The 11,469-nt window shown below is 57.2% G+C and carries 10 protein-coding genes; all 10 read right to left on the bottom strand.

Annotated features, from left to right (window positions below):
• Positions 1–197: 197 nt before the first annotated feature.
• The 10 genes from NQZ67_RS30555 to speD all read right to left on the bottom strand — a co-directional run bounded on the left by NQZ67_RS30555 (position 198) and on the right by speD (position 11,218).
• Positions 198–1,592, bottom strand: coding sequence for a LysM peptidoglycan-binding domain-containing protein (locus NQZ67_RS30555; RefSeq protein ID WP_257442207.1), 1,395 nt, complete (start codon positions 1,590–1,592; stop codon positions 198–200).
• 281 nt (positions 1,593–1,873) lie between these two features.
• Positions 1,874–2,857: an RluA family pseudouridine synthase gene (locus tag NQZ67_RS01880; RefSeq protein ID WP_257442205.1), complete on the bottom strand. Its 984-nt coding sequence runs from the start codon at positions 2,855–2,857 to the stop codon at positions 1,874–1,876.
• A 24-nt stretch (positions 2,858–2,881) separates the two neighbouring features.
• Complete coding sequence (hemL, locus tag NQZ67_RS01875; RefSeq protein ID WP_257442203.1) at positions 2,882–4,180, bottom strand: glutamate-1-semialdehyde 2,1-aminomutase; 1,299 nt, start codon at positions 4,178–4,180, stop codon at positions 2,882–2,884.
• Positions 4,180–5,184, bottom strand: a complete 1,005-nt coding sequence (gene hemB / locus NQZ67_RS01870) for a porphobilinogen synthase (RefSeq protein WP_257442201.1) — start codon at positions 5,182–5,184, stop codon at positions 4,180–4,182. The genes hemL and hemB overlap by 1 nt, the downstream gene beginning before the upstream one ends.
• Complete coding sequence (cobA, locus tag NQZ67_RS01865) at positions 5,181–6,734, bottom strand: uroporphyrinogen-III C-methyltransferase (RefSeq protein ID WP_257442200.1); 1,554 nt, start codon at positions 6,732–6,734, stop codon at positions 5,181–5,183. Before cobA ends, hemB begins: the two co-directional genes overlap by 4 nt.
• Before the next feature lie 2 nt (positions 6,735–6,736).
• Entirely contained in the window at positions 6,737–7,699 is a 963-nt protein-coding gene (gene hemC, locus NQZ67_RS01860) for a hydroxymethylbilane synthase (protein WP_257442198.1), read from the bottom strand.
• The gene (locus NQZ67_RS01855) at positions 7,683–8,366 is read right to left on the bottom strand and encodes a precorrin-2 dehydrogenase/sirohydrochlorin ferrochelatase family protein (RefSeq protein WP_257442197.1); all 684 of its coding nucleotides are present in this window, start codon (positions 8,364–8,366) and stop codon (positions 7,683–7,685) included. Before NQZ67_RS01855 ends, hemC begins: the two co-directional genes overlap by 17 nt.
• 20 nt (positions 8,367–8,386) lie before the next feature.
• Positions 8,387–9,199 (bottom strand): cytochrome c biogenesis protein CcsA, encoded by an 813-nt coding sequence (gene ccsA / locus NQZ67_RS01850; RefSeq protein WP_257442195.1) that lies wholly within the window; start codon positions 9,197–9,199, stop codon positions 8,387–8,389.
• A gap of 38 nt (positions 9,200–9,237) precedes the next feature.
• Positions 9,238–10,620 carry a glutamyl-tRNA reductase gene (gene hemA / locus NQZ67_RS01845; RefSeq protein ID WP_257442189.1) on the bottom strand — a complete coding sequence of 461 codons (1,383 nt, stop codon included), beginning with the start codon at positions 10,618–10,620 and terminating at the stop codon, positions 9,238–9,240.
• A 199-nt stretch (positions 10,621–10,819) separates the two neighbouring features.
• Positions 10,820–11,218: an adenosylmethionine decarboxylase gene (gene speD / locus NQZ67_RS01840; RefSeq protein WP_119601759.1), complete on the bottom strand. Its 399-nt coding sequence runs from the start codon at positions 11,216–11,218 to the stop codon at positions 10,820–10,822.
• Positions 11,219–11,469 lie beyond the last annotated feature (251 nt).

The raw sequence follows: 11,469 nt of genomic DNA, 5'->3' as shown, positions 1-11,469 counted from the left end.
CTCTCAGCAATACGGCTCTGCTCTCTGAAGGCTTGCTGCATACAATTCCCCATCAAGGTTGTTGAATCACATTTATGTATAATCATACCGTTGTTGCGGGTCGGAGTCAACTCTTCCTATGAAGATATAGGCCGTATCTATAATCGTCTGCATACGAAAGGGCGGAACGGCACGGCCGTTTCGCCCTTTGTTTTCTTTTATCTTGGGATGTAGAGGAGCTGTCCCTCCGCGACGGACGATTCGTGCAGTCCGTTATGAATCAATATTTCGCGAGGATTCAGGCTGTAGCGCAGGGCAATCTGCTCGAGCGTCTCTTCTCTCTGGACAATGCACATCCGGATTTTGCGGAATTCGTTCTCCTCGGATTGCTTGCTTAGGAACAGCCGCTTCCACTCGATCTCCTCTTCCGCCGTCTGATCGCGCTTCGCTTCCGCCGCCTGCTGGGATTCGATCTCTTCGGCCGCCTGTCGCGCCGCCTGCTCGCGCCGGCTGGATTGGAGAATCGACCGGAAGCCGAGGCCTCCCTGTTCTTCTTCCGACCCGATCGCACGCTTGCCCGAGAACGCGATCTGAACCTCCTGCGGCTTGCGTGGCTCCGGCTCGGGTTCAGCTGCCTGCTGCAAGGAGCTGGCCGCTTGGGACAGCTCCCATTCGCCGGCCGCTTCCGTTTCCTGTTCTTGCGAAGCCTCCGCCTGAATCTCGATTGCCGCTTCCGGACGGTATTCCGGCTGGTCGGCAGGCTCGCTCGCCTCGGCGACTGCCGGTTCCGCAATTGGAGCGGGCTCCCGCTCGCTCGGAGGTTGCGCGGACGGCGGCTGGAATTGCGAATAGAGCGACGTCAGCTGGGACACGCCCTGCTGCGCGTTCAGCTGCTCCTCCTGGGGCTGCGCCTCGGTTGACGGTTCGTTCTCGCGGCCTTTCAGGTTCAGCTGAATCCAACCGTCCTCTTCCTGATCGCGAGACGAAACCGTAATTTCCCTTTCTTCGTCCGGCTGAGCCGCTTCCCGCGAGTCGACGGACGATATGTAGTGCTCCTCTTCAGAGGTTGCCTCTCCTGCTCTTTCCGAATACGCGTATTCGGCTTGGCCGGGTTCGGCCTCGCTCAAGGCGTTCGAAGGCGCTTCTTCGATTTCCTGCTCGACCTCGTTTATCTCCTGGTACTCGCGCTGGTGAACCGCGGTGAACGATTCCTCCTGCCATTCGGCCGCCTGTTCTTCGCGGACGGGCTCGACTGTAATGCCGCGGAGCGATAATACGCCGGTAATATTGAGCGTCCTTGCCGAGAGCAGGTCCACATCGAAATTATCGATTTCGATCGAGATGTCGTCCAGCTTGGACACTCGATTCATCGGCAGCGATATTTCCACCGGAATCCAATGCTCGAGCGCGTATGGCCCTGCCGCTCCTTCCTGCCCCCGATAGACGCCGCTGAGAAGCAATTGGCCTTTCAAGACGGCTTGGTCCCCTTGATCAATAACTTGTATGCGGGGGACCAGCTCAATCTCCTCCAGCTCGTCGATCCCCGCGACGTCTTCGGGCAGATGTACCCGCTCATACACGTCAAAGCGCAATCCGTTCGTCCCATTCGACACGCCCGTTTCCTCCCTTCGCCTACTGAATGCTTGGTCTAGCTATACATTCACTACTTATCTATATGGCGGAATGGAAGGGAGCATGACTGTCAATTTCGCTGTAAGGAAGTTCAAAAAGTCCACTTTTGATCACGAAGGATATCAGGGAGCCTACTCAGCGTCGAATATCGAATTCAGCCGGAACTTCCGGTGCTCACGTAGCCTCCACTACGCTCCGCTCCTCAGTTCCTAGCTTCATCCGATCTTCTCGGTGCTGAAAACTGGACTTTTTGAACAACGAACTAAAAGCGCCTATCGCCCAGCAGGTCCCTCAGCCACTTCGGCCAAGGAGCTTCTACCATCGTAGGCTTGCCCGACAGCGGATGCGGGAAGGACAGACGCTCCCCATGAAGGGCCTGATGCTTAAGCGGTTTTTGCGGACCGCCGTACAAGGCGTCCCCGAGGAGCGGGTGTCCCAAATGGCTCATGTGAACGCGAATCTGATGCGTCCGGCCCGTCTCGAGCCGAAGGGCAACGATCGACGCGTCCGCAAGCTCCGCTTTCACTTCGTACCGGGTCAGCGCGGCATCGCCAGACGGGGTGACCCGCCGCCTAGCGCCGTGATGCCTGTCCTTCCCGATCGGAGCGTCGACGATGCCTTTTGCCCGTTTCAGCTTTCCTTGAACGGCCGCGACATACTCGCGGTCGATTCGCTTCTCCCTCATCGCTTCGTCGAGAATCAATTGGGCAAGATCGCATTTGGCGTACAGAACCGGTCCCGACGTGTCGTCGTCCAGCCGATGAATATGCCGGACGGGCAGAGGGTCCCGCTGCCTGAGCTGATGGATGCAGGCCGCATGGTCGAGCGTGCCTTCCTGCCCTTCATGGGAAGGGTGGACCGGCATGCCCGCCGGTTTGTTCAGCACGAGGCAGTAATCATCCTCGTAAAGAACATCCGGCACGGAAGCGGACGGCAGCTGAGCCGCTCCCGCCGCTTCCCGGTACAGCTTATCCTTTGCGATGTCCACGGCCTGGAATGCAAGAAGTCCGATTCGCTCCCCCCGCCACTGAATGCCGCCGACCGAGAATAGCCGGTTGATCCATTTGCCCGGGAAAAGGCAAGAAGCCAGCAGCCATTGCCGCACGAGATGCGGATGGCTGCCGGCCTGAGGACACTCCTTGATGGAGCCAGCTGATGCTCGCTTTGAAAATTCGGGATCCGCCGATAACTGCTCCGCATCCAGCAAGAGCCACTCGCCGTCCCGCGCAACGTATTTCTCAAGCATCGCGTGATCCTCCTTCTTGTCCGACTAGAGTCTTCCTAGCGCCGCGTCATGAGCCGCGATCGTTTCTTCGATATCCGCGTCGCTATGAACGGCCGAGACGAACATGCCTTCGAACTGGGAAGGCGCAATGCTAACGCCGAGATCGAGCATGGCCGCAAAATATTTGCGGAACCGGTCCAAATCGGATGTTTTGGCCGATTCGTAGTTATTGACGGTCTGTTCGGTGAAGAACGGGCAAACCATGGAACCGACGCGATTGATCGTCGACGGAACGCCGTGCTTCTCCGCGTTCGCTTCGAAGCCGAGCTGCAGCTTGACCGCTTGGCGCTCCAGAAGCTCGTAGGTTTCGGGCGTCAGCAGCTTCAGCGTCGTATAGCCCGCCGCCATCGCGAGCGGATTGCCCGACAACGTGCCGGCTTGATAGATCGGTCCGGCCGGAGCGATCATCTCCATGATTTCACGCTTGCCGCCGTAAGCGCCGACCGGCAAACCGCCGCCGATTACCTTGCCGAAGCAGGTCAAATCCGGCGTGACGCCGTAGAGGCCTTGCGCGCAGTTGTAGCCGACGCGGAAGCCCGTCATGACCTCGTCGAAAATAAGCAGGCTGCCGTAGTGGGAAGTCAGCTCTCTCAGTCCTTCCAGGAAGCCTGGAAGGGGTGGAACGACGCCCATGTTGCCCGCAACCGGCTCAACAATCACGCAGGCGATTTCTTCGCCGAACTTCTCGAACGCCAGCTTAGCCGATTCAATGTCGTTGTATGGCACCGTAATCGTATGCGAAGCCACGTGCTCGGGAACGCCCGGGCTATCCGGCAGGCCCAGCGTCGCGACGCCGGAGCCGGCCTTGATCAGCAGGCTGTCCGCATGGCCGTGGTAGGAGCCTTCGAATTTCATGATTTTGCTTCTCTTCGTGTAGCCGCGGGCCAAGCGCAGGGCGCTCATCGTCGCTTCGGTCCCGGAATTGACCATACGCACGACGTCAACGGAAGGAACGCGCTCGCAGACGAGCTCGGCCATCAGAGTCTCGAGCTCTGTAGGCGCGCCGAAGCTTGTTCCTTTCTCCGCCGTATTGCGGATCGCTTCGATCACTTCCGGATGAGCATGGCCCATGATAAGCGGCCCCCAAGAAGCGACGTAATCGATGTATGCGTTGCCGTCAATATCGTAGACCCGGCTGCCGGCTCCGCGTTCCATGTACACGGGAGTAAGACCAACCGATTTGAACGCCCGCACAGGCGAGTTCACCCCGCCCGGAATAACCTTCTTCGCCCTGGCGAAAGCTTCAGCGGAGCGTGTGTCGACTCTCTTCTTGCCGCCTTCCATTACATCCCGTCTCCTCTCAGCCACTTGGCCGCGTCTTTGGCATGATACGTAATAATGAGATCGGCTCCGGCCCGCTTCATGCCGGTCAGCGTCTCCAGCACGATCGCGCGCTCGTCGATCCAGCCATTCGCCGCAGCCGCTTTGACCATCGAATATTCCGCGCTTACGTTATACGCGACGACGGGCAGATCGAATTGCTCTTTGAGCGTCTTCACGATGTCCAGGTACGCGAGCGCAGGCTTCACCATCAGCATGTCCGCGCCCTCCGCCACATCGGATTCCGCTTCTCGGAGCGCTTCCCGCCCGTTCGCCGGATCCATCTGATACGTCTTCCGGTCTCCGAATTGCGGTGCGGAATGGGCGGCGTCGCGGAACGGACCGTAGAAAGCGGAAGCGTATTTCACCGAGTAGGACATAATCGCGATATCGCTGTAGCCCGCTTCGTCGAGACCTGCGCGAATCGCGTACACGAAGCCGTCCATCATATTCGATGGCGCGATGATATCGGCTCCCGCTTCCGCCTGCGAGATGGCCGTGCGAACAAGCAGCTCCAGCGATTTGTCGTTGTCCACCACGGCGATTCCCGTCGCCTCGTCCTTGCGGACGACGCCGCAATGGCCATGATCGGTGAATTGGCACAGGCAAGTGTCCGCTATGACGACCAATTCGGGAGCCCAGCCTTTCACCGCTCGCACCGCCTCCTGCACGATGCCGTTCGGATCATACGCGGAGGAGCCGTGAGCATCCTTGTGGCAAGGTACGCCGAACAGGAGGACGGCCTTGATGCCAAGAGCCGCAACCTCCCGGATTTCCTGCTCCAGCAGATCCATGGATAGATGATAAACGCCCGGCATGGATGGGATTTCGCTTCTGATGTTCTCTCCGTACGTGACGAAAATCGGATAAATCATATCGTCCGCCGTAAGGACGGTCTCCCGGACCATGCTACGCAAACCTGCGGACCTGCGCAGGCGGCGATGTCTAACGATAGGGTAACTGCTCATTGTGTCGTTCTCCTCTCTTGGTTGAATGCCTGAATGGCTTCCAGCAAGCTGTCGATCGTGGAAGACTGTGCTTCCACGGTGACCTTCAGACCGGAATCACTAACCGTCTTGCTCGTAATCGGACCGATGCTGGCAATCGGAATTCCGTCCAGCAATCGAACCGGATCCGCTACCCCGCATCGCTTCAAAATATCCAGCAAATTCGTAACCGTCGACGAGCTCGTGAACGTGATCATATGTATGCCGCCCTCGCGCAAGTACTCGAGCGCGAGCTCATCGCCGGAATCAGCCGCCGTCGTCTCGTACACATCGATCTCCACCGCTTCGACCCCGCGTTTCGCAAGCTGCTCCGGCAGCACCTCTCTAGCCAGATCGCCTCGCGGCAGCAGCGCGCGTTCTCCGGGCCGGATCAAGCCATCCAGCCGTTCGAGCAGCGATTCCGCATGGAACTTCACCGGCAGCTCCTCCACGACCAGCCCCCGATCCTGCAGAGCTTCCGCCGTCTTCGGCCCGACGGCCACGATTCGAGCCGCGTGAAACCGCCGAATATCGATCCCGAACCTCCGGAGAAAACGGAAAAAATAATCGACGCCGTTGACGCTCGTGAACATGAGCCAATGATAGCTTTCGGCTTCTTCCAGTCGCGCCCGCAGGTTCCCGATCGCCTCCGGCGCCTGCGGCTCCCTGATTTCGATGACAGGAAACTCGCACGGCTCGCCGCCGAGCGCCTCTATCGCGTCCGCCAGCTCGCTGGCCTGCGCCCGGGCCCGCGTGACCAGCACGCGCATGCCGAACAACGGTTTATTCTCGAACCAGCGAAGCTTCTCCCGCTGCAGCACGACATCGCCCACGACGATGACGGCAGGAGGCTGGAAGTTCGCGGCCTTGACGACCGCTTCGATCGTCTCGAGCGTCCCGACGACGGTCTCCTGCTCCACTCTCGTTCCCCAGCGGACCAGCGCTACCGGCGTTTCCGGCGGTTTGCCGTGCTTGACCAGCTGTTCCGCGATATAGCCGATTTTGGCGACGCCCATGAGGAACAGCAGCGTTCCCGTCGCGTTCGTCACCTTGTCCCAATGGATCGAGCGGTCCAGCTTATCGGGACTTTCATGCCCGGTTATAATCGATAAGGATGAGGCCATGTCCCGGTGCGTGACCGGTATGCCCGCGTAAGCGGGCACCGCTATCGCGGAGGTGATGCCCGGAACGATCTCGAACTCGATGCCGTTATCGTACAACAGCTCGGCTTCTTCTCCGACCCGCCCGAATATCGTCGGATCGCCGCCTTTGAGCCTCGTAACCACTTTCCCGTCCAATGCCAAATCGACTAGCAGCTGATTGATTTCCTCTTGCTTCATCGTATGGCGGTCCGGAAGCTTGCCGACGTATACCAGCTCGGTGCCGGGCTTCACGTGGCGAAGCAGTCTGGGACTGGCCAGCCTGTCGTAAACCACGACGTCCGCCTTCTTAAGGCATTCCAAGCCTCTAACCGTAATCAGCCTGGGGTCGCCGGGACCGGCGCCAACCAAATAAACCTTCCCCTTGTTCATGGTCAGCCCCCGATCTCCGCCAAAATACGATCCGCACCGCCCGCTATCAGCGTCTCCGCGACCGAACGGCCGAGCGCTTCCGGATCTTTGCCCCGCTTCATTTCCTTCAGCATCGTGACGCCGTCCGGCGATCCGACCATCCCCGTCAGCTCGAGCAAGTAGCCGTCTTCGTCCTTCGATACGACCGTCGCGTATGCGCCGATCGGCACCTGGCAGCCTCCGTGAAGCGTGCCGAGGAAGCTGCGCTCCGCCCGGACGGCCGCTTCCGTCTCGCTGTCGTTGAGCAGGCCGAGCAGCTCCCTGATCTGCGCGTCGTTCTCGCGGCATTCGATGCCAAGAGCGCCCTGACCCACGGCCGGCACGCAGACGTCATCCGGCACAAGCGCGGAGATGCGATCCTCCCAGCCCATGCGCGTCAGCCCAGCAGCGGCGAGCACGACCGCGTCGAAGCCCTCCGTCTCAAGCTTGCGGATACGAGAGTCGATATTGCCTCTAATCGACTCCAGTTGGAGATCCGGCCGGACGTTCTTCAGCTGGCAGGATCGTCTTAAGCTGCTGGTTCCTACTCTAGCTCCTTCAGGCAGCGATTCGAGACCACCGCCAGCTTTCGTAATCAGACAGTCCAGGGGATTAACCCGTTTCGGCGTGGCGCCGTTCATCAGCCCTTCGGGAAGCTCGTAAGGCATGTCTTTCATGCTGTGGACCGCCAAATCGATTTCTCCGTCAAGAAGCGCCTGCTCGATCTCCTTGACGAACAAGCCCTTCCCTCCGACCTTGGACAACGTCACGTCCAGAATGCGATCGCCTTTGGTGACGATCTTGCGGATTTCGAAGGTGTAGTCCCAGCCTTGGCTATCGCTGATCCGCTTCAGCTCGTCGATGACCTGCCCCGTTTGCGTGAGCGCCAGCGCGCTCTGGCGCGTGCCGACGACGATGACCCTGCTTTTGTTATCCGTGCTGCTCATTATGTAGTCCTCCCTTTACCCGTTCCACTAAATGTTTCAACCATGCCGACGCATCGTAACCGCCGCTTTCCGGCCATTCCTTGCTTAGCGCTTCTTCGGCCGCAAGCCGAAGCACCCATAACCTCATCTGCGAATCTTGAAGCGTAGTCTGCGCGAGCTTCCTAAGCTCGTCCAACCGATCGAGGGCCATTCCGTACCGGTCGCCGACCTTCGCTTCCAAGTCATCCTTGAGCGCCCTGGCAAAAGCCGGACTGGCTCCCGTCGCGGTGACGGACACAAGCAGGCGCCCTCTGCGGATAACGGACGGCGTAATATAGCTTCCGCGTTCGTAATCATCCGCAATGTTCGCCAGCAAGCGGTGTCTATCCGCTTCCTCCGCGATCAACCCGTTAAGCGTTCGATCGCTGGTAGCCGCAACGACAAGCCAGGCGTCCGACAGGTCGGAGACGATGAACGTTCTCCTCTCCCACCGGATACGCCCTTCCTCCGCAAGCCGCCTAATCGCTTCCGTGACGTCAGGACTGATCAAGACGACATCGTCCGCCCCCGCTTCCAGCAAGCCGTTCAGCTTGCGTTCGGCCACTCTGCCGCCGCCGGCAATGACGCACCGCCGTCCGGCCACTCTCAAAGCGACGGGATAATAACCGTTCGAAGCTGATGACTCCATGCCCGCCAGCCCCCTATTCTCTAATGAAAAGAAGATAAAGAATTCGTCAGAACGCTTAAGATAAGCATGCCGAACGCAAACATATAGACCTTCGCAAGCTGCTGTCCCGGGCGATTATTGACCGCCCTCTGATACACGTACACGATATAGGCGAGCAGGGACGCGAAGGACGTAAGCACCTTCCAATCGAGCAGCAGCATTGCTTTGTCTCCGGCGATCAGCATCGTGGCGGCAACCGCAAGCGACATCGCCAGAAGCGGCACTCCGATAATAACGGATCTGTCGGCATAACGTTCGATCGCGTCCAAGCTAGGATATCTGCGGATGTACTTGGACCAGCGCTTGCTCTTCAGCCGGTGGTGCAGGAACAAGTACATGGCGGCCAGCAAAGCGCCGATCGTCAGCGCCGCGTAAGCGCATAAGATCAGACTGATATGTATGTAGAGCAGCTCTCTCGTCGTCTGCCACAGCGCATAATTCCGATCCTGCGCGGAGCTAGTGTAAAAATTTAGCGCAAGCACGGCGAAGCTGATGACATTAACGAAGAATACCATGTATTCGATATGAAAAAATCGGCTGATCACTAGCGAGGCCGTAACAAGCAGCCAGGAGAACGCCAGCCAATAGACGAATGAGGTCAGCTGGGGCAGCTCCAAATGCGAGATGAACCGGGTGATTAGAAACGCAGACTGCAGCACCCATACAAAAATAAGCAGCCCTGTACCGATCCGTTTCGCTCTCCGGCTTGCATTCATGAAGTCGGAGAAATAAAACAGAAGGCTCAGGGCGTACAAATATAATATTCCATCATATATCCAGTTCGCGTATCCCATAGCTCCTCCACTTTATCCGCCAGGAGATTGCCTTCCGCTTACGGGCGGGCAAATGCAGGGGCAGCCGCATTCTGATGCGCAAGCTCGGCATGCTTCGCCGGAACGGAGGTGGCTTCCGCCGACCGGATAAGCTCTTCCTTGCTCGACTCCGCAAGCTGCTCCTCCAGCGCGAACAGCTTCACGAACATATCCATCGCTTCTTCAGCTCGCTTCTCTCCAGCCATCTCCTTGATGCGCAGAATGGGATCCTGCATCATTTGGTTCACGATGCTCTTGGTCAGCTTGCGGATCACCTTCATCTGATGCTCGTCGAGGTCCGGCAGCTTGTTGGACAGGCTGTTCATCGTCTCTTCGTGGATTTCCGCGGACTTGGTTTGCAGGGCTCGGATGAGCGGCACGACGCCGAGCGTCTTATACCATTGCTCGAACTGCTGCATCTCCCAATCGATCATCGATTCGATCTTTGCAGCTTCCAATCTTCTTTGCTCCAGGTTGCTTTGCACGATGCCCTCCAGATCGTCGATATCGTACAAGAATACATTGTCCACTGCGGCGATCGACGGATCGAGATCCCTAGGAACCGCGATATCGATCATGAACAGGGGCTTCGACTTCCGTTTCTTCATCGCTTCCTTCACCTGCTCCCGCGTCAGCACGTAGCTTTCCGCGCCCGTTGAGCTGATAATGATATCCGCTTCGTGCAGCTTGTTGACCGCTTCTTCCATCGAGTACGGAATGCCGTTAAACTTATCCACCAGCTGCGCCGCTCTCTCGAACGTGCGGTTGACGACGATAACCCGCTCGGCGCCGTTCGCGTATAGATGCTTGGCGGTCAGCTCCCCGGTCTCGCCGGCTCCGATGACCATGACGGTCTTCTTGTTGAACTGGCCGAAGATCTGCTTGCCCAGCTCGACGGCCGCGTAGCTGACGGACACTGCCGTCTCCCCGATCATCGTCTCCGAATGCGCCCGCTTCGCAAGCGTCACCGCCTGCTTGAACAGCATGTTAAATACCGTTCCCGTCGTTTTCTCGCTTTGCGCGAGCAAGAAGGCGTTCTTCACCTGTCCCAAGATCTGCGTCTCTCCGATGACCATCGAATCAAGTCCGCTCGTCACCCGGAAGAGATGCTGGATCGCCTTCCCGTCCTCGTACATATATAGATGGTTCGTAAATTGCGCTCTTGGCAGGTTGAACCATTTCTCCATGAAGCTGCGAATGTAATGGCCGCATAGATGATGCCGATCTACGACCGCGTATAGTTCCGTGCGGTTGCAAGTGGCTACAATAACACATTCCATAATGCTCTTCGTTTCCATGAGGCCTTTCAGCGCGGCCGGCAATTCTCGATCGGCGAACGTGAACTTCTCCCTCACTTCGACTGGAGCCGTCTTATAATTAAGACCAACTGCGATAATGTGCATGAGCGATCACCTGCCTCCTTCTTCTGCTAGTCCAATTCCCTTCGATGTTATCGATAATTATAGCATAGTTCGACATTCATAAAGGGTTCATTTATGAATAATGTTTGAAAATACTTTTTTTCATTATGCCCATTTTTGTACAAAGAAATAACCATGGAAGGGCTCCATGGTTATCTCCGTATCATACGTTTATGAGCCGTTATACCAGCTCGATTTGTTTCATCTTTGGTTCTTCTACTTGCAGCTCGCCCATGCCGCGAACAAGCTTCTTCGCATGAGCCGTCTTCGGCTTCAGCACCGCCAGCATGTAATCGATCGCGAGCTGAGGATCAACAGTTTCACCGCAGGTATAGCAGTCCAGCGCGGCAAAGCCTCTCTCAGGATACGTGTGAATCGAGAGGTGACTCTCCGACAGCAGCACGAGCACCGTTGCGCCTTGAGGTTCAAATTGTTTGGATTGCACCGACAATACCGTTGCGCCGCATGCTTCAGCAGCCTCTACCATGTGAGATTGCAAAAATTCAGCGCTGTTCAGCAAATCAAAATCTACACCCCAAGCATCAACAGCAACGTGTCTTCCGAAAGTTGAGTATTCCATCTTTCGGTTCCCCCTTCCTAGGAATAAAATGTTTAAAAAATTTCATCCGCTAGGACCTACGTCATTCACTTCCCGAGGGATTAATCTCTCGCAACATAACCATGTCCTGAGTGAATCCTGGTTCCTAATTTTCATTGCAGCAATGTTTTCAACGAAAATAAAAATAACATCTATCCGTGATAAATGCAATAGTTTTTTTTGCTAAACTTAAAACCCTCTGCCAGCAAGATTACGTATCAATCTATGTATGC

It is taken from the genome of Paenibacillus soyae (assembly GCF_024623455.1).
GTDB lineage: Bacteria > Bacillota > Bacilli > Paenibacillales > Paenibacillaceae > Pristimantibacillus > Pristimantibacillus soyae.
Note: the sequence above shows the minus strand (reverse complement) of the source record. Positions and strands in the feature narration are given on the sequence as shown.